This is a genomic window from Pseudomonas sp. LH1G9 (assembly GCF_002949975.1).
In the GTDB taxonomy this organism is placed as follows: domain Bacteria; phylum Pseudomonadota; class Gammaproteobacteria; order Pseudomonadales; family Pseudomonadaceae; genus Aquipseudomonas; species Aquipseudomonas veronii.
The window spans coordinates 3,083,252-3,109,856 of sequence record NZ_CP026880.1 but is presented as its reverse complement, the minus strand read 5'-3'; the positions used below and the strand labels follow the sequence as shown (position 1 = coordinate 3,109,856).

Sequence of the window (26,605 nt, the reverse complement as noted above, 5' to 3'; positions counted from 1 at the left end):
GAGGCGCGCGATCTCCTGCACGCCAAATAACAACAATGAGTAGTTTGCTATGAACACTGTACATACCCAACGGGTGCTGTTTTCACTGCTTGGTTTGTTGCCGCTGGCCAGTGCCAGCGCCGAAGGATTTATCGATGACAGCAAGCTCAAGCTGCAATTGCGCAACGTCTATTTCAATGAAAACTTTCGCGACGAGCATGGCTTGAGTGCCCGATCGGCCAGGACCGCCAAGAGCGAACGCACCGAATGGGCCCAGGGATTCCTGCTGGATTACCAGTCGGGATTCACCCCAGGCACCGTTGGGTTTGGGGTGGATGCCCTGGGCCTGCTCGGGGTCAAGCTCGACTCTGGACGTGGCCGCAGCGGTACAGGCTTGTTGCCGGTTCACGCTGACGGGCGTGCGGCCGACGAGTTCGCCAGCCTGGGCATGACCGCCAAGGCCCGACTGGCCAAGACCACGCTCAAATACGGGACCTTGCTGCCCAAGACACCGGTACTGATCTACAACGATGCGCGTCTGATGCCGCAAACCTACCAAGGCGCACAGATCAACAGCCTCGACATCGAGAACCTCAGCCTCACCGGAGGCCACCTCGATCGATTCAAGCTGCGTGACTCCACCGACAGCATGCCGATTGTGCCCGACGGCTATAGCGGCGCTGAATCCGGGGATTTCAGTTATGCCGGCGGAGAATACAAGCTGGGGAAAAACATTCGCCTGAGTTACTTCTACGGCGAACTGGAGAACTTCTACCGGCAGCATTTTGCCGGCATCCAGCACGATCTACCCTTGGGCGGCGGCGTGCTGACCAGTGATCTGCGCTACTTCAACAGTGTCGATAGCGGCTCTGCCTACGGCGGCAAGATCGATAACAACATGCTCAGTGGGCAACTGTCCTACGCCATTTCCGGGCATACCTTCGGTGGCGGGTATCAGACCCTCAGCGGGGATGCCGGGTTGCCATACATCAGTGGCGCGACCGTCTATTCGTTCAGCAACGCCGGTATCGGTAAGTTCATCGAAGAAGACGAGAAGACCTGGATGCTCAACTACGGCTTCAACTTCGCCGCCCTGGGTGTCCCCGGCCTGACCTTTTTCACGCGCTACCTGAGCGGTAACGACGGTAAGTCCAACACCACGGTCAAGGAATGGGAACGCGATGCCGAACTGGCCTACGTGGTGCAGCAAGGCACCTTCAAAGGCCTGGGAGTGAAGCTGCGCAACTACGTCTACCGCTCGGATTTCTCCCGTGGTCGTGACAGTAATCGGATCTACTTCACCTACGACATCGCGCTCTGGTGATCCACTGCTCGCGGCCACGCGACATTCGCGGGCCGCTTTTGCATCGGCGGCTTCATAGGATCGGGGTGAAGGAATCAAATAATGTCGTTCAAAACCAAAATACTGTTGCTGACCTTATTGCCGGTGCTGTTGTTTGCGCTGGTTTTAGGGTTGAGCGCGCGCAGCACGTTGCAGGCCCAGGCCGAGCAGGAAGTCGCACAGACCCGTGAACGGCTGCTCGAGGAAAGCCGCACCCGACTCAAGGATTACGCGAGCATCGCTCAGACGTCCATCACCGAACTGTATGAGCGGGCGTCTGCCGGGGACCTTTCCGGCCGAGCCTTGGCAATCAGCCGACTGTCCAGCGTGAAGTATGGCGATGACGGGTATTTCATCGGCTATGACAGTCAGGTCGTGCGCCTGTTTCGCGGTGACAGCAGCGAAGGTGTCGGCACCAACATGAGTGATCGCAAAGACATCAACGGGAAGTACCTGAACCGCGAGATGGTCGAAGCGGCCAAAAACCAAACGCACTTCGTTACCTATTCGGGTGGGGTCGTCAACACCGATAAGGTGGTGCCCAAGCTCGCTTACAGTTTCTATTTGCCCAAGTGGGACATGGTTGTCGTCACCGCGGTCAATCTGGACAGCATTGAAACCCAGGTCGCCAACGTGCGGGCCGATGTCGAGCTGCGCATACACCACTTGATGCTCAGCATTGCGCTTATCGCTGGCGCGCTGATCGGCATCATCGGGGTACTCGCGCTTCTGCTGGTCAAACGCAGTTTACGACCCTTGACCTTGATCCGCGCTCACCTCGATGAAATCGCCGCGGGCGAGGGGGATCTGACACGGCGTCTGCCGCTTGTGAGTCGCGACGAGCTGGGACAACTGGCCGGTTCGTTCAATGCCTTTATCGAAAAGATTCACAGCCTGGTCAGCCAGATCGTCGCGATGAGCGAACAGTTGACTGGGTCTGTCAGCCATGTGGCCGAGCAGAGCCGGCAGATTGACCGGGCCATGGATCGGCAGCGCCTGGAAACCGACCAAGTCGCCGCGGCGATAAACCAGATGTCGTCGGCGGCGCAGGAAGTCTCGGCCAGCGCGCACAATGCGGCAAACGCAGCGGTCGAGACCGACAGGCAGTCCCGTCACGCCAGGCAGATCGTCAACGGCAGTATTGCGCGCATTCAGGCACTGACGGTCGAGCTGGATGAGAGTGGCCTGTCGATGAAGAATCTGCAAAACGACGTGACGTCTATCGTCACCGTGCTGGACGTCATTCGCTCGATTGCCGAACAGACCAACCTTTTAGCCCTCAATGCGGCCATCGAAGCCGCGCGTGCCGGTGCGGCCGGGCGCGGGTTTGCCGTGGTTGCCGATGAAGTGAGGGCGTTAGCCAGTCGCACTCAGCGCAGTACCCAGGAAATCCAAGCGATGGTCGAGCGCCTGGAGAGCGCTACCGGCGGGGTGGTTACGGCCATGCACCAATCCACCGAAGCCGCCCAGGGCGCTAACGCCGAAGCCGACCAGGCGGGTGAGTTTCTGGGCAACACGGTCGAGCTGATCGCCACGATCAATGCAATGAACGCGCAAATCGCAAGTGCCGCGGAGGAGCAAACCGCGGTGGCTGAAGAGATCAACCGCGGAGTGCATCAGATCGCACGCGCCATCGACGCGGTTGCCAACCAGACGCAGCAGGGCGTCCAGACCGTCGACGAGTTGTATGCGATCGGCAGCCGCCTGCAAGGCTTGCTGGGGCAATTCAAAATCTGAGGCTGCCCTGCAGGGGACGATAGGGTGGCCTGCATCCACATCATGCAGGTTGGGGGGCAGCGCGAGACTCACCCGCTCTTTCCACATCACAAGTAGTCGCAATCGGCACACAGAACGCCGGCGGTGGCGCGGCATCGTCTGCGGTCGTTGCATCCCACCCGAACCTGGACCTGCCGGCGCAAGCCACTGACCACGGCAGCACCGTGGTCGTGAACGCTCCGTCGATTCCCGGTGTGACCCCAGTGGCCCCGGCCGCAACCACCGGCGACAAACCGTCCCCGGTGGCCAGCCAGAGCATTGCCCGTGTGCAGGGCCTGCCGGGCACGCAGCCCGTGTCGCAGCCGCAGAAATACCTGATCGAAACCAACCCGGTGCTCACCGACCTCAAGCAGTTCATGAGCTCGGACTATCTACTCTCCGGCCTCGGCTACAACCCTGACGACAGCGCCAAGCGCCTCGGCGACGGCCTCTATGAGCAACGTCTGGTCGAACAAGCCGTGGTGGCCCGCACCGGCCAACGCTTCATCGACGGCCAGAACACCGACTCGGGCATGCTCAAGTACCTGATGGACAACGCCATCAGGAGCAAACAGCAACTCGGCCTGAGCGTGGGTGTGAGCCTCACCTCAGCCCAAGTCGCGGCGCTGACCCACGACATCGTCTGGCTTGAAGAAGAGCAAGTAAACGGCGAAAACGTCCTGGTACCCGTGGTGTACCTGGCCCAGGCGAATAACCGCCTGGCCCCGGACGGCGCGTTGATCGCCGGTAACGACGTCAACCTGATCGCCGGCCAGAACCTGGACAACGTCGGCACCTTGCGGGCTAGCAATAACCTGTCGGCCCAGGCCGGCAACGACCTGACCAACAGCGGCCTGATCCAGGCCGGTAACCGCCTCAATCTGCTGGCCGGTAACACCATCGTCAACACCGCCGGCGGCATCATCGCCGGTCGCGACGTGAACCTGACCGTCACCCAAGGCGACATCCTCAACGAGCGCAGCGTCACCAGCCACGACAGCAGCAGCGGCTACCGCACCGAGCACACCGACTCCGTGGACAGTGCAGCGCGCATCGAAGCTGCGAACAACCTGAGCCTGCAAGCCGGCCGCGACGTAAACAGCGTGGGCGGCGTGATGAGCAGCGGCGCCGACACCACGCTCAAGGCCGGACGCGACGTCAACCTGATCTCTGCCGAAGGGACCAACAGCAATACGGTGAGCGGGCTGTTCAAGAACAGCAGCGCGACCCAGTACGGCAGCCGCGTGGATGCCGGCGGTGATTTAAAGGTACAGGCGGGCCGGGACATCAGCGCGGTGGCGAGTGAGATCGATGCCAAGCGTGATGTGACGATGTCGGCGGTGGGCGATTTGTCACTGTCGTCGGCAGCAGACGAGTCCCATGCCTCGTTTACGTCGAAGAAGGTCAAGAGCAAAGAGGACCATGTGAGCCAGGTCTCCACCACGGTTAAAGCCGGTGGTGACGTGGCGCTGAGCGCCGGACAGGACCTGGCGTTGACGGCGAGCCGGGTGACGGCGGGGGATGAGGCGTATTTGTATGCCGGTAAAGACCTGAACCTGGTGGCGGCTGAAGACAGCGATTACTCGTATTACTCGAAAACGAAGAAGGGGTCGTGGGGTAAGAAAAGCTCGAAGATGAGCGAGAGCGAAAATGATGTGGCTGTTGGCTCTTCAATTCAGGCGCAGGGTAAAACAACGGTTGTCGCCGCCAACGACATCAACCTCACTGGATCAACCATCAACAGCGACAAAGGCGCATTGGCGGTTTTGGCGGGTCACGACGTCAATCTGACTGGCGCAGAGAACCGTGAATCCAGTGCTTCCGCCAAATCAAAATCCGGCGGGTTTGGACTTTCCAGTACCAGCAAGATGAGCAGTGATTCACAAAGCAGCACGTCGTTGACCGGTTCGACACTGAGTGGGGATACGACGTTGGTACAGGCCGGTCATGATATTGCGGTTTCCGCCAGCAACGTAGTCTCGACTGAAGAAACGAACATTCAGGCTCGCAACAGCGTTCGCATAGAGAGTGATGCGGAGTCGTTCAGTGCACAACACAGCCAGTCGACTAAAAAGTCTGGCTTGTTAAGCACAGGGGGGATCGGCGTCACCTTGGGCTCCTCCCAGAATACCTACAAGCAGGGCACGGAGAGCGCCAGCCAGAAAGGCAGCACCGTCGGCAGCGTCATGGGCGATGTGAATATCACCGCCGGTAAAGACCTGACCGTCAAGGCGTCGGACGTGGTTGCAGGGAAGGACATCAAGCTGGTTGGACAAAACGTCAATATTCTCGACGCGGCCAACGACAGTACGACGCGTACCTCTCAGGAGAGCAAGAAGAGCGGTCTGACGTTGGCGTTGTCCGGTGTGGTGGGGGAAGCGGTCAACACGGCAGTGCAAACCGCTCAAGATGCCATTCATGAAAACGACACGCGTTTGTCGGCATTACAGGGGGTCAAGGCCGGGCTTTCCGGCTATCAGGCTTATCAGGGCGCCCAGGCACTTGAGTCCGGTGCGCAGGCAGGCGAGTTCGTCGGTATCTCGATTTCGTTGGGAGGACAGAAGTCCAGCTCCAAGCAAATACAGGAACAAAGCGTCAGCCAAGGCAGCAATCTGACGGCAGGCGGTAACCTTAGCCTGGTTGCTACCGGGAATGGACAGCCGGGTGCTACGGGTGGCGACATCACGGTACAGGGCAGCAAACTTCAGGCCGGCACCGACTTGCTGTTGTCTGCCGCACAGGACATCAATCTGCGCTCCGGCACCAATACGCAAAGCCTCGACGGCTCTAACAAGAGTGCAGGCGGTGCAATCGGCGTAAGCCTGGGAGTCAGTGACAGCGGTGCGGGTCTTAGTATCTTCGCCAACGGCAACGCCGGGGCGGGCAAGGAAAAGGGTAATGGCACCACATGGACTGAAACCACCGTCAATGCCGGTAACAAGCTCACGCTCGACAGTGGTCGGGATGCAACCTTGGTGGGCGCGCAGGCGAATGCCCAGCAGATCGTCGCGGACATAGGGCGCAACCTGACGCTGAGCAGTCAGCAAGACACTGATCGTTACGACTCCAAGCAAACCAACGTCAGCGGAGGCGCCAGCTTCACATTTGGCTCTATGAGCGGGAGTGCGTCGCTTAGCGTCAGCCAAGACAAGCTCAAGTCTAACTTTGACAGCGTGAAAGAGCAGACCGGGTTGTTCGCTGGGAAGGACGGCTACCAAATAAGCGTTGGCGAACATACCCAACTGGATGCCAGCGTAATCGGCAGCACCGCGAGCGCCGACAAAAACAAACTCACGACCGGGAGCCTGGGCTGGACCGGACTGGACAACAAAGCCGATTTCAGCAGCCAGCACCAGAGCGTGAGTGGAGGGACGGGCGGGGATGCCAGTACTCAGTTCCTCGGCAATATGGGCAGTATGTTGCTGGTGGGTGCGAACCACGACGGGCATGAAAGCAGTACGACTTACGCAGCCATATCTGATGGCCAGCTGACTATTCGCGACAAGGATAAGCAGCAACAAGACGTCAACACGCTGAGTCATGACGTTGAGCATGCCAATAACGCACTGAGCCCTATCTTCGACAAGGAGAAGGAGCAGCAACGGCTTCGCCAGGCGCAGTTGATTGGTGATATCGCTAACCAGTCCATGGACATTATTCGTACCCAGGGAACGATTGAAGCTGCGAAGGCCGCGCAAGCACACCTGACAGATGAACAGAAGAACATGCCGGGGGCTAATCCAGACGCCTCTTACAAAGATCGCAAGGCCTACGTGGACATGTTGCAGGGCACCGATGCCTATAAAAGCACCATGGCTGCCTACGGTACGGGAAGTGACCTTCAGCGTGCTGCGCAAGCCGTAACGGCAGCGGTTCAAGGGCTGGCTGGAGGCAACCTCGCCCAGGCGGTCGTGGGGGCTTCGGCGCCGTATCTGGCGGGTATCATCAAGGACAACACAGGCGATAACCTTGAAGCCAGAATAATGGCTCATGCTGTATTGGGCGCGGTGCTTGCAAAATCCCAGCAAAACTCTGCGCTTGCTGGAGCCACGGGGGCGAGTATCGGTGAACTGGTCGCTTACGAGCTGTACCCGAACAAGCCCATCGATCAACTGAGCGAAGCTGAAAAACAAAAGGTCTCCGCACTATCGACACTTGCTGGAGGCCTCGCTGCAGGCATTGTGGCAGGGAACTCGTCAGATGCAGTGGCGGGAGGCATCGCAGCGAAAAATGCGGTCGAAAATAACCAGCTCAGGGGCAGTGAGGGCATAACACTTGCGCAAGAGCAGGCCGAGTATAAGAAAAGGAACTGCGGGGGAACGTCCTCATCCCGTTGTGACGAACTATCGAAAAATATAAAGGAACTGTTGGCAAGAGACAGCTCCGTACTCAAAGATATGCCAGCCGTAGAAGGGGACATAGGAACCGATCCGGGCTCCAGACCTCAGCCAGGGCAACTGGTCAGCTGTGCGCTCTCGGGTAACGGTGTATGTGTCGTATCTGACAGAACGGTCAAAACCGATTTGGGAGATGAGTGGGCCCTGGAACCCGCCAGCGACGCACAGTCGATTACTCATAAAGCAGAGGTTGCAACAACGGTAGCTGCACAGAAAGCGTATCTGGACGAGTTTTCGAAGGAAACGTTTGCTGCCGGATGCGGTGGTATGGGGCTCGCGGGGATTGCGTGCCAGACCTACATGGCTTCAGGTGGGAAAAATCCCATCACCGGTGAAGTAGCGACGACAACCGAAAGGTTCGGGTTCGGGCTCCAAGCTGTCCTGAACAGTGCGGGATTGTTTGGGGCAGTTTATGATGGTGCAGCTGCTAGTATTGATTTAGCGCCAGTTAAGGGTGCAAAAGGAGTACGCCCTCCCGTAGTCAATCCGACACCAGCGCAAGTGGCCACTGCTGAAAAGTTGGGTGTTGATCCTAGGTGGGTAAAATCTGACGGAAGTCCCGACTGGCCAACGAAAGCAAATAATGGTTTCGATGGCGGATTCGATGGGCAGCCGAAGGTTACTGAGCTTCAACCAGGCCAGACGTTTGATAGGTACGGTGGCCGATTTGATGAGAAAGGGAATTTTACTGATCAAGGTAAATTTGTGGCACCGAAAGATGTGCCGTTTGATCAGCGTGCTTTGCCTGACTCGAGTCTAAAATCACCATATCAACAATATGAAGTTATAAAGCCTATCCCAGAGGTAAACTCCGGAAATGCAGCTCCTTGGTTTGGCAAGCCAGGCGGAGGGACTCAGTATCAATTGCCTATGAGTATTGATGAGTTGTTGAAGGAAGGTTTCATCAAGCCAATAAAATAAGCTAGGGGTTATCGCAGTGAAGCTTGAGCAAGTAGCCGAATATTTTTTCAAATACGCAAGTGAGCAAGGGAATCCATATGATAAATTCCCCTTGGGAACTGAAGTGGATGAATTTGGTGCTCCATACATTGAAATTTCTGGATCTGGAAAGCTCGCTATTGTTGCAAGGGATCGCGGCGAAGAATGTCTAAGGAAAGAAACAACATCGCCGGAAGTGCTGGCCAAATGGGTATATGAGATTTTCAACAAGAAATAATAGGCTGTTGGTGGAATAGTACTGATATTGCTCCGTCCAGATTGAGGGTGCAAAAGCGACAGGAGAATTAGCTAGTTCTGGCGGGAAACCCACCGTTGAGTTATTTGGTGGGAAGAATGCTCAAACTCCTGGTGCTATAAACGTGGATATCCGAGCAGATATTCAGTCTGGTATTCGAGCGGACGCAACGAAACTTCCTTTCAAGGATAGTTCGGTGGGAGAGATTGTTGCTAGTAACCCATTCATTCCCAAGAGTGCAGGTGGTACTAACTCAATGATGGATTTTCTTTCGGAGGCTACTCGCGTGGTTGAACCTGGTGGAAAGATATTTGTCAACGCAAATGCTGCGAACCCTTACGGAAAAATACCAAGTACATCTGAATTAGAGTCTCTAGGGTTGCGAGTTATACAAAATGGCCCTCTTGACTCTCGATTCGCAGGGCAAACATTCCTTCGTACAGATGGAAGTATAATTACGAATCTAGATAGCATGAAAACTATTGTTCTGGAGAAGCTCAAGTGATAGTTTTTGTTGGCTTTGATGACCTTGATACATTTAATTGCACATATGGGTTTTCAGAAGAGAAGCTTGGAGTGCTTAGGGTTTTTGTTGAGGGAGGGCTAGCACTTCCATATGGTTTTCTTTTAAAAGAAGCAAGTGGGGTTCATTTTGTTAAGTGTGATAAAGACAACGGCGGTGGTATAGAAGATATATTTCCGAGGCACTATATTTACGATCCGTCAAGGCAGACTGAATATGTTGAGTGGGAGTTAAGTGATGGGCTTTTGAGAGCCCGCACTGACTCTGGTGAGTGGGTTCAATATGGAAGCAAGGCTGATAGTCAATATGCCATGCATGAGTTTGTAGGTGGCTGTTGGTTTGTTTTTGAAGGTGTTTCCTTTTCAAAAAGGACAATTACTGAATACGCAGCGGATCGTAAAAAATCAACTGGCAATGAAACAGTGGAAGAGTTTGGCTCTCGTGCTTATATTGAGCAGTCTTCTAGAGAGTATTTATTAGAGGGAGTTCTAAATGTTTCGCCAGGGCCGGGCTGGATGTCTTGGGAAATTCATTCAGAGTTATTTTATATTGAGGTCCCGGAAAAGTCGGGGGTAGGCCACGATTAACTAGATTTTCAGCTTTTACGTTGTGATATTTATCCTGTTGTGATTGCTTGGTGCAAAAGGAACTACTAACGCTCCCAATACATCTAGGTTCATTGCGGACTCTGCCGGTAACACTATTGATTTAGATTATACCAAGGGACTCAGGGAAACGAATGTGACGGTCACGGGAACTCGTGGTGGTGTTCAGTATCCGTTGCAAGGACAAGCACCCAATTATTACGCCAATCTTGGAAATGGGCATGTTGTTGTCTATGGTCCTGAGGGGCGTGCACTATATGATGTGTCTAACTCTCGGATTAAGGTAGTCGAATGGAACCAAGCACCGAATGGAACATATTTCCCCAAGAAGGGAAGTGATACAAAAGCTTTTGAGGGAAATGTTCCTCAGTCGGTTCTTGATAGCTTAGGGTTGAATTGATGAAAATTTATCAGGGTAATATTTCTAAAGAGTCGTTGAATTTGTTTGTTTCGGATATCGGCTCCGGGGAATTTTTTTCATATGTAGGGCACTTGGTTTCATTGGAACAAGCAATTTCTGTTCTAGGTTTGCTCTCTCCTGATTTTATTGAGGTTGATGGCCACGTTTTCTGGCTGCCTAACGCTCAGCAATACGACCCGCAAAAATTTCATTTGAAGGGGCTGGTCGAGACCGAATCTGGTGTGTTGGAACAAAGTGCATCGCGTAGAGACGTTGAGCGATACAGAAATATTTTTTCAATAAATCAGTTCTTTTCAAAGTGGGAAGATGCGCCGGGCCGACCCGTATTTAAGGTTGGCCTGTCGGAAGAAGATTATCGTCTTTGTCATTTATTTGCTGAGCAGATCACTAGATATTGGAGACGCGCGCTATCAGACTCCTTCCCAGAGAAAGTGTTTCAGTTTGAAATTGCTGATGATCTTCTCGATGAATATGGGGTTTGTCTGACATTCTGGCAGCCGTAGTTTAAAGAGGGCACAGGGCATCGTCACTAAATCGCCGCGCAAAATTGGCCGCTTCAATAAAGGCCCAGATCAGGTACGCGTTACCGTTTTTGGCGTTGCCTTCACCCTTCTTTTTGCCGTTGGAGTAGCGCGCACTTTTTACGCACCGAGCATAGGAGGCAAAGTGACCGACCTCTGCAAAACGTCCTATGTCACCGGTTTCCAACATGATGACTGTTGCCAGTACTTCACCGACGCCTGGCATCGTTTTTAGCAACAAATACTCAGGTCGTAATTTGGCCTGTTGAAGCAGTCGCGCTTCAAGCCCGGCGATCTGCGCTTCAAGCGCCTGGATGACCGCCACATTGGCGTTCATTGCCAAAGCCACATCTGTTGGCAGGCCCAGCCTGTCAACGGATGCGGCAGAAAAGCCTTTGATTTCATTGCAGCTAAAACCATGGCCGAACTGGCGTGCGGCAATGTTCTCGACAGCCAGGATATGCTGGGTTCTTGTGCGCACCAGTTGAATGCGTTTACGCGCCAAGTCTCTCAACGCACGCTCCTGAGGCGGATGAATATAGCCCGTCGGTAGAATCCCGAGTCGCAGCAAATGCGCGAGAAATACCGCATCATCCTTGTCGTCTGAATGCTTCAAACCGTCGTAGCGCTTCATCGCCACCGGGTTTGCCAGTTTAACGTCCATGCCCGCGGCCATAAGGCCATCGACCAGCCAATACCAGTTGTACGTCGACTCGACCACCACACCGACCAACTCGTCACGGTGTGGTTCGAGCAGTGAGAGGATCGGCGTGAGCTCATTGGGACAGCGTCGGCTCACCAAGACTCTGTCCGTTTCGTCGGTTACCACGACAACGCTGTTGTTCGAATGCAGGTCTATGCCACAGAATTTCATCGTAACTGATCCATAAACCCCACCTATCCAAACAGACGGCGCCTGAGGTGGGGAGGAATCAAATCATGCTGGCGCGGAGACGATTCTCGGCACAGTTACTTCATTTTTTCGGCCTGATATCCACCACCATCCCCGCCTGTACGTTTTTGATCGGTGACAGTAAGTGCGGCGAAATATTCCAGCGCTGGCCGGTGTCGGTTACCACTGTGACGGTTTTGCGGTTGAACTTCATGACGGTACCGGACAGGCGCTCACCATTGGGTGAATCGAAGCTTACCCGTGCTCCCGGATGGAACTGCATCATCGATTTATGAGCCTCCAATGACTCCAACATCTTCAGCCGTTCGATAATGTGATGATTCAATGTCACTAACTCATCAGCGCTCAGATGATCAATGTTGATACTCATGATGCCCTCCAATTCCAGGGTAGTAACGCCTCAACATCTTCAACTGATTCAGCCTGCGGTAATCGCTCCAGTACGTGGCGCAGCCACGTATAGGGCTCCTGGCCGTTGGCTTTAGCCGTTTCGACCAGACTGTAGATCTGCGCACTGGCGGTGGCGCCCTTGGGCGTATCGCTGAATAACCATGCCTTGCGCCCTATGACAAACGGCTTTATCGCTCTTTCGGCGGCATTGTTGTCGATCGGTAAAAAACCGGCCTCCACGTAACGTTCCAGCCGGCTCCAGTTGCTACCCAGATAACTGAGCGCCTTGCCGAGAGCACTTTGCGATGCGACTTGCGGCTGAGTTTTCTCCAGCCAGCTTTTCAACTGCGCGAGCACCGGCAAGCTCTTTTCCTGGCGACCGGCAAAGCGCTGCTCATCCGTCATTTCTTTCAAATCACGTTCGATACCGTACAACTTGTTGATCATCGTCAGCGCAACATCGGCCCGACCGGTTTTACCCTTGGGCTGCACTTTCTGCGCATCGACAAACTTGCGCCGTACATGGGCCATACAAGCCAAACGCTCGACACTCGGCTGTGCGGCCAAGGCGTTATAGCCGGCGTAATCGTCAGTCATCAAATAGCCACGATAGTCGCCGAGCAGCCGCAACGGCACCTCCTGCGCTCGACTGGTGGTGTAGTCAAAAAGAAGGATTGGTCGCGCCGGTGGGCCGCTGGCTTGTACCCACATCCAGGATTGGCTGGTCGGGTCTCGACCTGGCTCTTTGAGCACCTGCACTCGCGTTTCATCGCAGTGAACAATCGGACTTTCCAGTAACCGATCACGCATCAGATTCAACAGCGGTTGGAAGTGTTCGCAGCACTGGATCACCCAGCGCGCCAGGGTTTGACGCGGGATATCGACACCGTGGCGAGCGAGGACTTTTTCGAAACGGTGCAGCGGCAGGCCATCGACATACTTGGCGGTCAGCAACATGGCCAACACGCTGGGGCTGGCCATGCTTTTTTCGATCAGTTGCGCGGGTTTGTCGGCGGTGACCGGTGCAGTTTCACAACCACGGCAGCCGTAGACCTTGCGGATGTGTTTGATCACCCGGATCTGCATCGGCACGATCTCCAGCTGTTCGCTGGTTTCTTCGCCGATGGTATGTTTGCGGCAGCCGCAAATGCAGGTCAGTTCGTGTTCGGGGAGTTCGTGGATGACTTCGATTCGTGGCAAGTTAGCGGGTAGAGGCTTGCGTTTGCCACGGCGTTTGGTCGGGGCGACAACTTCTTCCTCAGCATCAACGGGCACTGGCGTGGCGATACTTTCAGCTTCATTGAACAACGGCAGCTGTGGTGTCATCGGATCAACGGTTTGCTCAGATTTTCGTCCGAACAGGCGCTGACGAAGCAGTGCATTTTCCTCTTCAAGAAGAGCGACTTTCGACTGCATCTGAGCAAGTAATTGCTTGAGCGCAGCCGGGTCATCGGGATGGTTGTCGGGCATCGAAGTCATGGCCCGGATTATACCCAATCAAGCAACAAATCGCGGCGTCAAAACCTGATGCGGACGGTTGCGCCACAGGTCAAAACCGTCAAGCAGCCAGTTCAGTTCCTGGACGCTCAATACGATGGCTTCGTCAGTCGCGTCGGGCGAGGTTTTGAAACGCTCGGACTCCAGGCGCTTGAGCCAAAGGCAAAAGCCATTGCGCTCCCAGTAAAGGATTTTCACCCGGTTACGGGGGCGATTTAGAAAAACAAAAAGTACCGGGTCGAATACCGCCACCTTGATATCCAGCTCGACCAGGGCGGCGAGGCCGTCGATGGATTTTCGAAAATCCACGGGCTTGGGGTAGAGGTAGACTTTTTCGACTTTGGCGTCGGGACGCATCATGAGGTGCTGGCTCCGTAAAGAGATCGGGAGCACAGCATCAGGCTTCAATGGGCGGCTTTGAATGTGTAGGTGATGGATCGCTTACATTTCATCACGGCCTCCTCAGCAAAAGTCTAAGTTCGCACGTTGAATTTTGCGCCACCTCCGTGAGGTGGGGAGGCCGGCCAGATGATTCTCAGATTTATTTATAGTGAACTGATCGCACGCGCCATCGACGCGGTTACCAACCAGACGCAGCAGGGCGTCCAGACTGTCGATGAGTTGTATGCGATCGGCAGCCGCCTGCAAGGCTTGCTGGGGCAATTCAAAATCTGAGGCTGCCCTGCAGGGATACCGCGCTTATCAGGCGTTGACCGTCACCGCGTTTTGCTTGCGATACAAGATCGTCGTCGCCGTGAACCCGCACAACGCCGCAAACATCAGCCAGTAGGCCGGTGATGCCTTATCGCCGGTTACTTGCACCAAAAGGGTGGATACGGCGGGTGTAAAGCCGCCAAACACTGCAGTCGCCAAGCTGAACGCCAGGGAGAACCCGACGACCCTGACGTTCTGTGGCATCACCTCAGTCAGCGCGGCGACCATTGCGCCGTTGTAAATGCCAAAGAAGAACGAGAAGTACAGCAGCACGCTGAGGAGTCGTTCGAAGCTGGCCGCGGCGGCCAGCCAATGCATGGCGGGGTAAGCGGTGCATAGGCACAACAAAGAGATCGCCAGCAATAACGGGCGCCGGCCGATACGGTCGGAGAGTGTGCCGCCGATGGGCAACCAAATGAAGTTGCTCAGGCCGACGAAGAGCGTGACCACCAGGCTGTCGGTGGTGCTCAGGTTCAGTACGGAACGGCCGAAAGTCGGGGTGTAGACGGTGATCAGGTAGAACGTGGTGGTGGTCATCGACGCCAACAGACCGCCAGCCAGTACCGTGCGCCAGTTGTCGCGCATTGAGCGGAACACTTCATTGGCCGTTGGGTGATGCTTGCGTGCTTTGAACGCCTCGGTTTCCTGCAACGAACGGCGAATGATGAAGATGAACGGGATGATCACGCAGCCGATAAAGAACGGGATGCGCCAGCCCCAGGCAGCCACCTCGGCGGCTGCCATGGACGCGTTGATCGTGTAACCCAGCGCTGCCGCAAGAATGATCGCCACTTGTTGGCTGGCCGATTGCCAACTGGTGTAGAACCCGCAGCGGCCCGGCGTGGCGATTTCAGCCAGGTACACCGAAACGCCCCCCATCTCCGCCCCGGCGGAGAAGCCCTGCAACAGTCGTCCCATCAACACCAATACCGGTGCCGCCACTCCGATGCTGGCGTAGCCGGGCACGAGTGCAATCAATACCGTCCCGGCCGCCATGATCGACAGCGTTACGATCAGGCCCTTGCGCCGTCCCACCTTGTCGATGTACGCCCCCAGCACGATAGCGCCCAGCGGACGCATCAGGAACCCGGAGCCGAATACGGCGAAGGTCATCATCAGCGAAGCGAACTCGCTGGTGGCAGGAAAGAACGTCTGGGAGATGTAGGTCGCGTAGAACCCGAACAGAAAGAAGTCGAACTGTTCGAGAAAGTTGCCGCTGGTGACCCGCAGGATGGCGCCCAGTTTTGAACCCTTGGACGGGGTGTTTTGTGTTGTTGTTTTCATTATGGCTACCGTGGTGATCAATCTTGTTTTTGGAATGACGGTCTTGACGATCAGTCGCTTGCGGCGTTGATGGGGTTGGGTTGACGTTTTTCGATGGAGTATTTGAGCAGCGCGGCGCTGCGGAAGATGCCGTGGGCGAATTTGCTGTAGGGCATGGTCAGGAAAAAAGCCATGACCAGGCCGAGATGGATCGCCAGCAACAGGCCCAGGGCCATGCTTTCGCGAAACGCCAGGAGTGCCAGGCCGCTGGCGCTGACGAGAAACAACAGCGCGATGAAGCCGCGATCCATGGGCTTCTGCTGTTCATCGCCGTGTTCGGCGTTGCGCCGCAGGTTCAACCACAAGAGCCCCGCCGGGCCGACCAGCAACCCGAACCCGCCGACGATGCCGAGCATCACCGGCACGCTCAAGACGGGGTAGGGCGCCGACCAGCCCAGCAGGAAATGGTAGAGCGTGGCCACGCCGGTGGCGGCGAAGCACAGCATGAAGCCGTAGAAGGTGAAGTGATGGAAGCGCCGCCGCCACAAGGTGAATCGATCATCGGCGTTATTGCAGCCCTCGCCGTGGCCACCATCCAGGTACTTGAGCGTGGCCACATTGGCGCTCGCTTCCAGGGCCGCCGATGTTGTTTGCTCGCGGGAGGCCTCGACCGGCGAGACATTGCGCCAAAAGCGCCGCACGCCGATCGCCAATGCAAGCACCGCGAAACCAAACACTGCGCCGAACATCAGGGCCAGGGTGTTATGCGGGAAGATCCCGTAGAAATTCCCCCCGGGCATTGCCGTGAACAGATTGCCCATCATCATCAACGTCAGGCAAAGGAACAGCGCCAGCCCCGCGCCGGATGCCAGCGCCAGGGTCAGCCCGTTGCGCCGGTATAACGTGCCCATCGCTTGCGGCCAGGCGTACTCGGCATACGTGTCGAGGCGGACTTTGGCCATGGCCTTGGGCACATTGATCGCAAATTCATGCGGTGCGGCGTACTGGCAGGCATGCAGGCACGCGCCGCAGTTATGGCAAAGGTTCGCCAGGTAATGGATGTCCGCCTGAGAAAATTCCAGGCGCCGGGTCATGGCCGGGAATACCGCGCAGAAGCCCTCGCAATAACGGCAGGCATTGCAGACCGTCATTTGTCGCTGGACTTCGCTTTCATCAAGGTTGAGGACGGGAATCAGCGTGCCCGGCGCCTTGGGATCAAACAGCTGCATGTTGCGGCTCCTGGGATGAACGGGTGATGAAGCCGGCCGCGGCGGCGGCTTGCACGCCGGCAATGCGACCGAATGCGGTGCCGATGGCCATGCCGATGCCGGCGGTGTAGCCCTTGCCCAATACGTTGCCAGCCATCATTTCTCCGGCGACGAACAGGTTGGGGCTCGCCTGGCCATTGAAGCGAACGGCGGCGGTAGCGTCGGTGGCGAGGCCTAAATAGGTGAAGGTCACGCCCGGCTTGAGCGGGTAGGCGCAGAAGGGGGGCTTGACCAATGGGCGGGCCCAATGGGTTTTGGCGGGCGTCAAACCTTCGGTGCGGCAATCGTCCAGGGCGGTGTGGTCGAACGTACCGACGCGGCAGGCCGCGTTGTAGGCCTGGATGGTGCTGACAAATGGCGCCACCGGGAGCTTCAACTGGCGCGCCAGGTCTTCCAGTGAGTTGGCTTTGGTGCCCGGAAACACCGGCGGCATGAACCGACCGATGGCTTGTTGGTCGATGATCGAATAGGCCTGTTGACCGGGCTGCCCCGCGACCAGGCGCCCCCAGATCGCATAGCGCTTGGGCCAGAAATCCTCGCCCTCGTCATAGAAGCGCTCGCCGTCGCGATTGACCACCACGCCCAGCGATACACAATCGATACGCGTGCAGATGCCGCCGTCATACAACGGTGCGCGGGCGTCGATGGCCACCATGTGCGCCTGGGTCGGGTCGCCGATAAAATCGGCGCCCAGTTGCTGCATGCGCCGCAGCAGTACGCCAGTATTGAAGCGCGTGCCGCGAATCAGAAAGTTGTCCGAAGGCCACTCGCCGCGCTCGTTTTGCCCCCACGCTTCACGCAGCCATTCGCGGTTGGATTCGAACCCGCCCGCCGCCAGCACGCACGTCCTGGCCTGGATACGTTCGGCGGGCAGACGTTGCCCTTCGGCATCGCGCGCGCTCAGGTGGGCCGCGACAAATGTTCCCCCGTTCAATTCGATGTCGGTCACTTGCGCGTTGTAGCGGATGTTCACGCCCAACCGCTCGGCGCTGCGGTAATACGCGTTGACCAACGCCTTGCCGCCGCCCATGAAAAACGCGTTGGTGCGCGCGACATGCAACGCGCCGGATAACGACGGCTGAAAATGCACGCCATGGGCGCGCATCCAGTCACGGCAGTTCGATGAGGCGCGGATGACCAGACGAGCGAGCTTCTCGTTGGTCATCCCGCCGGTGACTTTCAGCAGATCCTGCCAATACTCCTCTTCGGGGTAGGCCTCGACCAATACATCCTGGGGCGCGTCGTGCATGCAGCGCAGGTTGCGGGTGTGTTGCGAGTTGCCGCCGCGCCAGGCTTTGGGCGCGCCTTCAAGCAACATCACGCTGGCGCCGGCCTCTCGGGCCATTAACGCCGCGCACAAGGCGGCATTGCCGCCGCCAATGACTAATACGTCGATCATCATCACTCCTCGATCGCGAGGAGGCGTGAACGAAGGGCTCCTCGCGAGTGGCGAGACCTTAGGGCAGCGAGCGTTGGGTCGAAAGGCGCGTTAGCGGTTGGGGTGTTTAGTTTTCGTAAAGGCTTTGCGGGTTGCCGCTGGCCCTGAAGCGCGGGCGAGGGCGGCTGGAGATCAGGGCGTGATGTCTTCGATCCACGAGGCGCCCGGCCATTGATGATCGATCACCAGCTGCCGCGCCACATCGGTGATGACCAGCCGCGCCGCGAGTGCCGCGGGCGCCAGCTCATCATCCGGCAGTGTCGCCAACAGGTTTCGCCGGCCGACATGAGCATCGGCGATTTCCACCACCGAAAGCCCCGACTCGCCTTTGAGCGCCACCGCCGCGCCGGGCTGGATGGTGGCCGCGTGGCCGGCGCGTACAGCGTTCATCAACACGGCCAGGCCATCCACCTCCATGATGATGTTGGGCGTCAACCCCGACCGCTCGAACGCCGCCATCAGCGTTGAGCGCAAACCGTGTTGCGCACTCGGCATCACCAGTGGCAGTTGCCCCAGGTCCGCCATTTGCACAGAGCGTCCTTGCGGGGCATCCGGCAAGTGTGGCGAGCAGATGACAAACAGTTTCTCGTCAAGCAGCGGCGTCACGCTCCAGCGCTTGCCCCCTTCAAGTTGAAATAAAATGGCCAGATCGATCTGGCGGGCATTGAGTTGCGTGGCCAGATGCCCGGACAGCATCTCGATCAGGTGCAACTGAATATCCGGATACCGCGCGCGCATCGCATTGATCAAGGGCAGGGCAAGCACCGTGGCCGTGGTGGGCGGCAAGCCCACGGTGACATACCCGCTCATCCGCCCACGGTGTGCCGCCAGGATCGCATTCTCGGCTTGCCTCAAGCACAACTGCGCATGGTGCAGGAAGGCCATGCCGGCCGGGGTCGGTGTGACGCCGGTGGTCGTGCGGTTCAGCAGGCGGGTCGAGAGTTCGCTTTCGAGTTTGGCGATCTGCTGGCTCAGCGCCGATACGCCCACGTCCAGCTCAAGGGCTGCGCGGCCCAGGCTGCCGTGTTCGACAATGTTGACGAAATAGCGCAGTTGTCTTAATTCCACGCGTTACTGCTCCACTTCAAATGAGTACCTACCTGTGTAACGGTGGGTCGGGGAACGTCAGCCACCACGCACCGAGCGGGCGAGGCGGCGCGTGGTCAGCCTGAGAGGTAACGCGTCGGCAGTCAACTTCCAGCGTTGGGTTCGCTGCTGGCCGGCGTTGTTGGCGTGCGCCAATTCATAACATGCGGCGCAGCACGTCGCTACGAGGATCTTTGTCGTAGAAGCGGTGCTTGAGCGCACCGGCGATGTGCAACAGGATCAGCCCGAGCAAGGTATACGCAAGTACCTTGTGCAGCCACTGGAAGACGACGAACCAGTCGTCATTTTTCGCCAGCAGCTCCGGCAGGTTGATCCCGAAAAAGAACACCCCGTCGCTCATCGTGTAGGTGCTCGACATCGAGTAACCCATCAAGGGCACGATCACGAGCAGTGCATACATGGTGCGTTGCGCAAGTCTTGACAGAAACCGCTCATGCCTGGCCAGCGTTAACGGCGGCTGCGGGAGTAGGGGGGTGCGTACACGCACGGCGAGCTGAACCAGGACCACCAGGAATGTCAGCACCCCGAACGATTTGTGCCATGGGTAATAGAGTTCGAACTTGCTCGCCACTTCGTCATTCATGCCGGTCATATGCCAGCCTGCCCAGAGCAGGCCGATGACGAGCAAGGCGCGCACCCAGTGCAAAATGCGCAGGGACGTCGAGTACTGATCGGTTGTCAGTTTATCTGTCGGGTTCATCATAGGCTCTCCATTTATATCAAAGGCATCAGTGAAGTGATGCACGTTTGAACGTCCGCCCTTACCGAGCAACGCTTGGCCGGCTCGGTCAGGGCGAAGATTGTTTTTACTTGGGCAGCAGCACGGTGATGACCTTCTCTTCGGTGTACGCCAGCGCGCCGCCAAACCCGCCTTCACGGCCTATGCCGCTGGTCTTGACGCCGCCCCAGGGCAGGTTGGCATCCAACGGGCTCCAGCAGTTGACGCCCACGGCACCGACTTTCACGGCGCCGGCTACGCGGTGCGCGCGCACCAGGTCGGTGGTCCACACGGTGGCTGCGAGGCCGTAGGTGGAATCGTTGGCCAGTGCGACAGCCTCCTCTTCGCTGTCGAACGTGATCACCGTGCCGACGGGACCAAAGATCTCGTCGCGGGCGATCGCCATCTCGTTGTTGGCGTTGGCGAAGATCGTCGGCCGGACAAACCAGCCGCGCTCAGGCGTCGATACACCGCCGGCGAGCAGAGTAGCGCCTTGGTCAATGCCCAGTTGGATGTAACGGTTAACGCGATCGAATTGTGCTTTCTTGGCCACCGGGCCCATCTGCACGCCGGGCTCCCGAGGGTCGCCCACCTTGACGGCTTGCGCGGCGTCGGCAAGCGCCGCGGCGAAGCGATCGGCGATGCCGCGCTGGACCAGAATGCGCGAGCCGGCGGCACAGATCTGGCCCTGGTTGGCGAACAGTCCGAGGGTGCAGCCGCGCAGCGCGTCTTCAAACGAGGCGTCGTCGAAAACGATCTGGGGGCTCTTGCCGCCCAGCTCCAATGCCACGTGCTTGAACAACACGCCCGCGGTGCGCTGGATCTCGCGCCCCGCCTCGGGGCTGCCGGTAAAGCTGATCTTGGCGATGTGCGGGTGTTCGCACAGGGCACGCCCCACCTCGGCGCCATAGCCGGTGACCACGTTGATCACACCGTCCGGGAAGCCCGCTTCCCGAGCCAGCGCGGCCAGGTGCAGGGCGGACTGTGGTGTTTCTTCCGAAGGCTTGATGACCACCGTGCAGCCGGCCGCCAGTAACGCGGCCAGTTTCCAGACGGTGATCATCAGCGGCGAGTTCCAGGGCACGATCGCCCCGACCACGCCCACCGGTTCCCGAACCGTGTACGAGAGGGTCTTGGTGCCGAAGTAACCGCCGGAGGGAATGGTGCGGCCCTCCAGTTGGTTGGCCCAGCCGGCGGCGGCGCGCAGGTTGGCGAGCGCGTTGGGCACGTCCATCCGACGGGGTTCGATCGGCGAACGACCGATGGCGTTGGCGTCCATGTCGGCGAGCAATTCGGTGTCGCGCTCTACCAGATCCGCCAGCTTCAACAGCAGTCGAGCGCGCTGGGCACCATCGAGCTGGCTCCAGGCGCCCTGCTCCAGTTGGTGGTGCGCGGCGTTTACGGCACGGTCCACATCGTCGGCGGTGCCGCGCGCGCAGCTGCCGTACACCTGTTCGGTCACAGGGTCGACCAAGGGGATGCGTCGGCCGTCGGAGGCTTCGCAGCCAGTGCCTTCGATGAAGTGATTCAAGTGCTCAGTCATGTTGGGAACCTAAGTGACGTAGGGTGGACGGGGTGAGCGCCTCAAGCGTTGAGGCTGGCCAGGGCGTCGCCGAAGATATCCAGCGCCTTGAAGAACAGCGCGCGTGAGATCGTCAATGAGGGCATGACCCGCATCACGTTGCTGTAGCGACCGCAGGGAATCATCAGCACACCGTGGTTCAGCAGGTAACCCATGAGCTGGCCGATTTTTTCGGGCGCCAGGGGAGCCTTGGTGATGGGGTCTTCGACCAGCTCGATACCGATCATCAGGCCACGGCCGCGGACTTCGCCGACCCACGGGCTGCCAAAGCCACGGATACGTGCCTGTGCCTCCAGGCCCAGGGCGTGGGCGCGGTTGAGCAGATCGAGTTCCAGGTCTTGCAGGATGGCGATGTTGGTCAGCGCCACGGCTGCGGATAACGAGTTGGCGGCGAAGGTATTGGGCATCGAGCCGTCTGGAATCGCGGCCGCCAGGTCCGAACGCATGATCAGGCCTGCCATCGGCAGGTCGCTGCCGATACCCTTGCCGAAGGTGAGCATGTCTGGTTTTACGCCCGAATGCTCGACCGCCCACATTTTGCCGGTACGCCCTGCGCCGGACTGCACTTCATCGACAATCAGCAGCGTGCCGCTGCGGTCACACGCCTTGCGCAATAACTGCAGGAACTCCGGCGACGGGGGGACATAGCCGCCTTCGCCCTGCACCGGCTCGACGATCACGGCGGCCACGTCATCGGCGGCGGTGTAAGGGGTGTTCAACAGGTAGTCCACGTACTCGCCGGCGATCTGCTCGGCGCTTTTGTGCGTGGTGTCGAAGGGGAAGCGGTAGGCATACGGGTAGGGCGCGTGAATCACGCCGCCCATCTGGGCACCGTAGCCCTTGCGGTAGGCGGTGCCGGTCGTCAGGGCGCCCGAGGCGTTCCATACGCCGTGGTAGCCACCATGGAAGGCGATGATCTGGTGGCGCCCGGTGATGCGTTTGGCGAACTTGATCGCGGCTTCCAGTGCGTCGCTGCCGCTTTGCGTGAAGTAGGTGACGCAATCGCCCCGCAGGCCGTCGGGCGCGATCTCGGAAAGTTTGGCCGCCAATTCGGTTCGCCGGGTGCTGTTGATTTCCAAGGCATGCATCAGCACTTCGGACTGCTCGCGGATCGCCTGCACCACCTTGGGGTGGCAGCGGCCGACGCTGCTGACGCCCACGCCGGCGGACAGGTCGATGTAGGTGTTGCCGTCCGGGTCCTTGAAGGTCGCGCCGAAGGCACGGTCCATCGCCACCGGCATGCGTCCACCACCCCGGGCCATCGACTCGGTACGTGCCGACAGTGCCAGGGCCTCGAGGGTCTTGGGGCCGGGCAGGGCGCTAGAGGTTATCCGCGGGGCATCCGCGAAGTGCAGGGATTCAAGTTGGGCTTCACTCATGACGGTCTCTTTGGGATGTAGGTTCACGTATGCCGATCATCCCCAGAGCGCACGGGTTGCCGTTAGCCCGAATTGGCACTTGGGGATTCCATCCTGAGCGCGCTTTCCTGCACACATCTTGCATAAAGAAATGTGCAGGTTTTCTGCTATGTGCGAACATCACGCAAAAGATTCCTCAAAAAAAAAGAATATTGGCGGAGGCTTTCGACCTAATGAAAAATCAGCTTATCGGCCATTTTCGCGACATCCATGTCCATGCGGCCACCATCCATGAATGGAATCAGGACTACAGCCAGTTAACCGCAGGCTCGTCCGAGAGTTCGCTGATGCAACTGTCGACCGCCGGATGCCATGTCTTTCGCGAGCAGATCAACCAGCGTGTGGTGCAACAGGGTGCGGCGCCCCGGGGCAAGATGTGCTTTGCGGTGCCGATCACCGTGCCCGGTTCGATTCGAATGCAGGGGCGGGAGGTGGACGACAGCAGCCTGTTTTTTCTTCACGGTGGTGAGGAGTTCATGTTCCATATGCCGACGGGCATGGAGTTGTTGTCCATCACCTTCGAGCGTGAATTGTTCGAGCAAGCCTTGGCGCAAACGGCGTCGCCGAAGGAAGTCAGCCAACTGTTGCGTCAGCCGGTGATCAAGGTGTCCACCCAGCGCGTCGCGGGCGCTCGGCACCGATTGCTGGCGATGTTCACCCAGGCCCTGATGCACGAAGAGCTCGACAGCACGCGAGATCGGGAGCGGGAGCAGGCGTTGGAACAGGCCATGCTCGACGAGTTGCTGCAACTGCTGACCGACCCGGCCTGCGATAAACAGCAGCGTACCGCGAGCTCCACGCGCAGCTTCATTGTCGAGAAATGCCACCGTTTGGCGACGGCCGAGATGAACAGCGTGCCCAGCGTGAGCGAGTTGTGCCAGCGCCTCCAAGTGAGTCGGCGCACCGTGCAGAACAGCTTTCGCGCGGTGGCTGAGACCACGCCCCTGAACTACTTGCGCTCCCTAAGGCTTAACGGCGTACGCCGGACCTTGATGTCGACCCGTGCGTCGGACCTCTCGATTGGCGATATCGCTGCCCAATGGGGCTTCTATCACCTCAGCCACTTCGCGGCGGAGTACCACGCGCTGTTCGCCGAATTGCCGTCCCACACCGCGCGTGCCGCCATCGCCGTGTGCGCGCGCGCCTGAGTAAGCGCCCACGGCACATGGGGGGCGACCCTGCGCGCGGTGTTACTGTGCTGCGGATCTGCCCACTAAGTGTGCATGGACTGTCCTCTTTAGTAGCGCACCGTGCGCAGAGGGCTGTATTCGCGGTGCAGGCGATCTTCCGGCCAGCCCCGCGCTCGCCGGCGCGGGCGCAATAATGCAGCTCGAAATCTGCCCGCGCGTGCGCCGGGCGCTCAGCCGTTCCAGGATCTTGCGCGACCGCACGCCGCCGTAGGCCCCTGTTCGCTTTCGGCCCATTCCAGGTGCGGGATCAACCGTCTTGTTGCACGCCCCCTCCGTACTCGCTGGCCGGCATCCGCACGGTGGTGCCGTCGCGGCCCATCGCCAAGCCGTGGTAGCCGCAGCCCCGTTCTCCATTTTCCACAGCGCTTAGAGAAGGCGCCGCGCCGCGATGGGGCAGAAGTCCTCAAGCGTGGCGACCTGGCCCGTCAGGCCCCGGCAAAACACCATATTTTCTCCGCAAGTTTGCCGGCCCACGTGTTTTTTTGAGTGCATGACAGCTCTCCAGGAAACGCATTGTTTTTGCCTAGCGGATCCATTGAATGCTCGCGGCATTTTTGGTCAGCCTCATGCTTTCTGACTCAAGTGACTTTTTTTCGATTGTCGGACGATAAGGATCGTATCTCGCTCTTTAATGGATCCATTTACTGTGATCAATATAACTTCTTAAGTTAAATATTTTATTTACTAAAATAATTAATGATAGTAATTATTTTCCTGCATCTGCTCCACGCAGAGTCTTTTTCAGGATCACACAGATGAGCCAGAACACCGTGCCTTTACTCGTCAGGCTTTACGCCGAGGCCAATGAATCCTTACTTCCCGGGCATACCGCGCCGGGGTTGATGCAGGGGTTTCCAGCCGCGCCCGAGCAGCGCGTAACCTGGGAAAACTGGATGCGCCCGCCCTTCAACCGCTGGGGGGTTCGTCACCTCGCGCGCCTACGGCCGTCCATCGACGTGCGGGCCGGGAATGCGCCACGCAGCCCCTTGAACGACGCGCCGCAAGCGCTGAGCGAGCTGCGCTTCGACAGTTGCTGTGGCCTGAGCGTCAGCGTGCTCGACCACCTGGTGGCCAGTCACACCGATAGTTTTCTGGTGATGCAGGGCGATCAAGTGCTGTTCGAGCGCTATTTCAACGGTCAGCGTCCCGAGCACCGGCACATTATGTTTTCGGTGACCAAGTCGCTGATCGGTCTGCTGGGCGAACAACTGATCAGCGAGGCGCTGCTCGACCCCATGCGCAGGGTCAGTGCTTACGTGCCCGAGCTGGCGGGCAGCGCCTTCGGCGATGCGCGCGTGGGCCGGCTGTTGGCCAACGATGGCTGGCACGCGGGTTCGCCACTGATCTCCAGCGAGGCCATCGCGCGCATCGCCAAAGGCGGTGACCCGGCGATCTACGCGGCCAACGCCGAGTTTTCCGAATGGACGCCCGGCGCGTCCTACCGCAGCCAGTGGTACGTCTTCAACGACCATAGCCAAGCCCTTATGGCGGGCGGGATCCCAGCGTCTGGATTTCACCTGGCTTGCCCAGGTGTTGGCGGCGTACTGCGCCGCTTGCAACTGCCCTGTAACAACAATAATTACACAGGCGCTTCACTATGTTTTTCACGACGCGTTTTACCCGCGCGCTGGTGGCGGTCAACCTGCCGCTTAGCGCCCAGGTTGCCTTGGCGGGCTACACCTTCGAGGACGGCAACCTCAAGGGCGAGGTCAACCTGACCGCGAGCGCTGCGACCATCACCACGCGCAACGTCAACTTCGGCAGTGGCCGGGTCGACCAGCGCAGCGGCAAAAATGGCGGCAGCCGCATCGGCTGGCAGGAGGTGTATGTCAAACCCGCGATCAAATTCGACTATGCCCTGACACCTGACATCAGTGTGCTGGGCGGTGCGTCGGTGGTCGCCGCCAGCACCTTCGGCGACGGTGACGCCGGTCCTCGGGTACCGTTACGCGAGCTTTTCCGGTGACGACAACCTTGCCGACAACCGGCAAAAAGCCTGGGACCCGTTGAGTAAAGGCTTTGTCGACTGGAGCACCTGGCTGGTGGGGGATGTGGTCGGTAACTACCTGCTGTTTAACAGCAACGAAAATGTCCAGCAGTTCTCGCTCAAGACGCACCTGAGCCAGACGTTTACGCTGGGAGCGATCCACTATCAGTTCTGGTTGGACGAAAAGAACTATATGGGCGCGGCCGTCAGCGATCGGCGCTTTACTGATGGCTTGGCGTCGTTCGAGCTTTTGCCGCTCACGGTAAATCCTTGTGGTGTAAAGAGAAGGGCCTGATTGGTCCAGGCATTCCCGCAAAAATATTTCATGGGGTAAAAATTTTAAAGCACTCATTTTGGTAGTGGTGGCGTACCTGATTCATGG

Annotated in this window: 22 protein-coding genes and 1 pseudogene; 11 read left to right on the top strand and 12 right to left on the bottom strand. The window is 58.2% G+C overall.

The genetic code is table 11. The features are described from left to right. Positions 1-49 precede the first annotated feature (49 nt). The 7 genes from C5F70_RS14210 to C5F70_RS14175 all read left to right on the top strand — a co-directional run bounded on the left by C5F70_RS14210 (position 50) and on the right by C5F70_RS14175 (position 10,720). Positions 50-1,303: an OprD family porin gene (locus C5F70_RS14210; RefSeq protein WP_017846933.1), complete on the top strand. Its 1,254-nt coding sequence runs from the start codon at positions 50-52 to the stop codon at positions 1,301-1,303. Between the two features lie 81 nt (positions 1,304-1,384). Then, positions 1,385-3,058 carry a methyl-accepting chemotaxis protein gene (locus C5F70_RS14205; RefSeq protein ID WP_104903578.1) on the top strand — a complete coding sequence of 558 codons (1,674 nt, stop codon included), beginning with the start codon at positions 1,385-1,387 and terminating at the stop codon, positions 3,056-3,058. Between the two features lie 395 nt (positions 3,059-3,453). Next, entirely contained in the window at positions 3,454-8,394 is a 4,941-nt protein-coding gene (locus C5F70_RS14200) for a hemagglutinin repeat-containing protein (RefSeq protein ID WP_256588430.1), read from the top strand. A 16-nt stretch (positions 8,395-8,410) separates the two neighbouring features. After that, a complete protein-coding gene (locus tag C5F70_RS14195; protein ID WP_104903576.1) occupies positions 8,411-8,650 on the top strand; it encodes a hypothetical protein in 240 nt (79 codons plus the stop codon). Positions 8,651-8,792: 142 nt separating this feature from the next. Then, a complete protein-coding gene (locus tag C5F70_RS14190; protein WP_238560678.1) occupies positions 8,793-9,173 on the top strand; it encodes a methyltransferase domain-containing protein in 381 nt (126 codons plus the stop codon). Further along, complete coding sequence (locus tag C5F70_RS14185) at positions 9,170-9,778, top strand: hypothetical protein (RefSeq protein WP_081610149.1); 609 nt, start codon at positions 9,170-9,172, stop codon at positions 9,776-9,778. Before C5F70_RS14190 ends, C5F70_RS14185 begins: the two co-directional genes overlap by 4 nt. A gap of 417 nt (positions 9,779-10,195) precedes the next feature. Continuing rightward, a complete protein-coding gene (locus tag C5F70_RS14175) occupies positions 10,196-10,720 on the top strand; it encodes a hypothetical protein (protein WP_081610150.1) in 525 nt (174 codons plus the stop codon). A 1-nt stretch (position 10,721) separates the two neighbouring features. On the opposite strand, the gene C5F70_RS14170 is transcribed toward C5F70_RS14175, so the two are convergent. The 4 genes from C5F70_RS14170 to tnpB form a co-directional block, all read right to left on the bottom strand. Then, positions 10,722-11,612: an IS110 family transposase gene (locus C5F70_RS14170; RefSeq protein ID WP_104903575.1), complete on the bottom strand. Its 891-nt coding sequence runs from the start codon at positions 11,610-11,612 to the stop codon at positions 10,722-10,724. Positions 11,613-11,712: 100 nt separating this feature from the next. After that, positions 11,713-12,021, bottom strand: coding sequence for a hypothetical protein (locus tag C5F70_RS14165; RefSeq protein WP_046489443.1), 309 nt, complete (start codon positions 12,019-12,021; stop codon positions 11,713-11,715). Further along, positions 12,018-13,520, bottom strand: coding sequence for an IS66 family transposase (locus tag C5F70_RS14160; RefSeq protein ID WP_102619022.1), 1,503 nt, complete (start codon positions 13,518-13,520; stop codon positions 12,018-12,020). Before C5F70_RS14160 ends, C5F70_RS14165 begins: the two co-directional genes overlap by 4 nt. An 18-nt stretch (positions 13,521-13,538) precedes the next feature. Further along, positions 13,539-13,898: an IS66 family insertion sequence element accessory protein TnpB gene (tnpB, locus tag C5F70_RS14155; RefSeq protein WP_046489445.1), complete on the bottom strand. Its 360-nt coding sequence runs from the start codon at positions 13,896-13,898 to the stop codon at positions 13,539-13,541. Positions 13,899-14,066: 168 nt separating this feature from the next. Here tnpB and C5F70_RS30605 point away from each other — a divergent pair, with 168 nt between their 5' ends. Then, positions 14,067-14,213, top strand: a complete 147-nt coding sequence (locus tag C5F70_RS30605; RefSeq protein WP_158683859.1) for a hypothetical protein — start codon at positions 14,067-14,069, stop codon at positions 14,211-14,213. A 27-nt stretch (positions 14,214-14,240) separates the two neighbouring features. On the opposite strand, the gene C5F70_RS14150 is transcribed toward C5F70_RS30605, so the two are convergent. The 7 genes from C5F70_RS14150 to C5F70_RS14120 all read right to left on the bottom strand — a co-directional run bounded on the left by C5F70_RS14150 (position 14,241) and on the right by C5F70_RS14120 (position 23,007). Continuing rightward, positions 14,241-15,536: an MFS transporter gene (locus tag C5F70_RS14150; RefSeq protein ID WP_104903574.1), complete on the bottom strand. Its 1,296-nt coding sequence runs from the start codon at positions 15,534-15,536 to the stop codon at positions 14,241-14,243. Between the two features lie 50 nt (positions 15,537-15,586). Further along, complete coding sequence (gene tcuB, locus C5F70_RS14145; RefSeq protein ID WP_017846941.1) at positions 15,587-16,744, bottom strand: tricarballylate utilization 4Fe-4S protein TcuB; 1,158 nt, start codon at positions 16,742-16,744, stop codon at positions 15,587-15,589. Beyond that, entirely contained in the window at positions 16,731-18,182 is a 1,452-nt protein-coding gene (tcuA, locus tag C5F70_RS14140) for an FAD-dependent tricarballylate dehydrogenase TcuA (RefSeq protein ID WP_017846942.1), read from the bottom strand. The genes tcuB and tcuA overlap by 14 nt, the downstream gene beginning before the upstream one ends. A gap of 171 nt (positions 18,183-18,353) precedes the next feature. Then, positions 18,354-19,289, bottom strand: coding sequence for a LysR family transcriptional regulator (locus C5F70_RS14135; protein WP_104903573.1), 936 nt, complete (start codon positions 19,287-19,289; stop codon positions 18,354-18,356). Positions 19,290-19,464: 175 nt separating this feature from the next. Further along, positions 19,465-20,028, bottom strand: coding sequence for a cytochrome b (locus C5F70_RS14130; protein ID WP_017846944.1), 564 nt, complete (start codon positions 20,026-20,028; stop codon positions 19,465-19,467). 106 nt (positions 20,029-20,134) lie between these two features. After that, positions 20,135-21,589 carry an aldehyde dehydrogenase gene (locus tag C5F70_RS14125; RefSeq protein WP_104903572.1) on the bottom strand — a complete coding sequence of 485 codons (1,455 nt, stop codon included), beginning with the start codon at positions 21,587-21,589 and terminating at the stop codon, positions 20,135-20,137. A gap of 41 nt (positions 21,590-21,630) precedes the next feature. Then, on the bottom strand, positions 21,631-23,007 hold the full coding sequence (locus C5F70_RS14120) for an aspartate aminotransferase family protein (protein ID WP_104903571.1): 1,377 nt from the start codon (positions 23,005-23,007) through the stop codon (positions 21,631-21,633). A 212-nt stretch (positions 23,008-23,219) separates the two neighbouring features. Here C5F70_RS14120 and C5F70_RS14115 point away from each other — a divergent pair, with 212 nt between their 5' ends. Further along, positions 23,220-24,194: a helix-turn-helix domain-containing protein gene (locus C5F70_RS14115; protein ID WP_102618914.1), complete on the top strand. Its 975-nt coding sequence runs from the start codon at positions 23,220-23,222 to the stop codon at positions 24,192-24,194. A gap of 289 nt (positions 24,195-24,483) precedes the next feature. Here the strand turns inward: C5F70_RS14115 and C5F70_RS31550 are convergent, their stop codons facing one another. Next, on the bottom strand, positions 24,484-24,597 hold the full coding sequence (locus C5F70_RS31550; protein ID WP_371918441.1) for a hypothetical protein: 114 nt from the start codon (positions 24,595-24,597) through the stop codon (positions 24,484-24,486). Between the two features lie 394 nt (positions 24,598-24,991). Between C5F70_RS31550 and C5F70_RS14110 the strand changes: the two genes are divergently transcribed. Continuing rightward, complete coding sequence (locus tag C5F70_RS14110) at positions 24,992-25,954, top strand: serine hydrolase domain-containing protein (RefSeq protein WP_256588419.1); 963 nt, start codon at positions 24,992-24,994, stop codon at positions 25,952-25,954. Beyond that, positions 25,867-26,452: pseudogene (locus C5F70_RS14105) on the top strand (hypothetical protein); the annotation flags it as partial. The gene C5F70_RS14110 and the pseudogene C5F70_RS14105, both read left to right, overlap by 88 nt. Between the last annotated feature and the right edge of the window lie 153 nt (positions 26,453-26,605).

Coding starts and splice junctions, on each gene's coding strand:
- C5F70_RS14210 (WP_017846933.1), top strand. CDS start 50: ATGAACACTGTACATACCCAACGGGTGCTGTTTTCACTGCTTGGTTTG.
- C5F70_RS14205 (WP_104903578.1), top strand. CDS start 1,385: ATGTCGTTCAAAACCAAAATACTGTTGCTGACCTTATTGCCGGTGCTG.
- C5F70_RS14200 (WP_256588430.1), top strand. CDS start 3,454: ATGAGCTCGGACTATCTACTCTCCGGCCTCGGCTACAACCCTGACGAC.
- C5F70_RS14175 (WP_081610150.1), top strand. CDS start 10,196: ATGAAAATTTATCAGGGTAATATTTCTAAAGAGTCGTTGAATTTGTTT.
- C5F70_RS14170 (WP_104903575.1), bottom strand. CDS start 11,612: ATGAAATTCTGTGGCATAGACCTGCATTCGAACAACAGCGTTGTCGTG.
- C5F70_RS14165 (WP_046489443.1), bottom strand. CDS start 12,021: ATGAGTATCAACATTGATCATCTGAGCGCTGATGAGTTAGTGACATTG.
- C5F70_RS14160 (WP_102619022.1), bottom strand. CDS start 13,520: ATGACTTCGATGCCCGACAACCATCCCGATGACCCGGCTGCGCTCAAG.
- tnpB (WP_046489445.1), bottom strand. CDS start 13,898: ATGATGCGTCCCGACGCCAAAGTCGAAAAAGTCTACCTCTACCCCAAG.
- C5F70_RS30605 (WP_158683859.1), top strand. CDS start 14,067: ATGATTCTCAGATTTATTTATAGTGAACTGATCGCACGCGCCATCGAC.
- C5F70_RS14150 (WP_104903574.1), bottom strand. CDS start 15,536: ATGAAAACAACAACACAAAACACCCCGTCCAAGGGTTCAAAACTGGGC.
- tcuB (WP_017846941.1), bottom strand. CDS start 16,744: ATGCAGCTGTTTGATCCCAAGGCGCCGGGCACGCTGATTCCCGTCCTC.
- tcuA (WP_017846942.1), bottom strand. CDS start 18,182: ATGATCGACGTATTAGTCATTGGCGGCGGCAATGCCGCCTTGTGCGCG.
- C5F70_RS14130 (WP_017846944.1), bottom strand. CDS start 20,028: ATGAACCCGACAGATAAACTGACAACCGATCAGTACTCGACGTCCCTG.
- C5F70_RS14125 (WP_104903572.1), bottom strand. CDS start 21,589: ATGACTGAGCACTTGAATCACTTCATCGAAGGCACTGGCTGCGAAGCC.
- C5F70_RS14120 (WP_104903571.1), bottom strand. CDS start 23,007: ATGAGTGAAGCCCAACTTGAATCCCTGCACTTCGCGGATGCCCCGCGG.
- C5F70_RS14115 (WP_102618914.1), top strand. CDS start 23,220: ATGAAAAATCAGCTTATCGGCCATTTTCGCGACATCCATGTCCATGCG.
- C5F70_RS14110 (WP_256588419.1), top strand. CDS start 24,992: ATGAGCCAGAACACCGTGCCTTTACTCGTCAGGCTTTACGCCGAGGCC.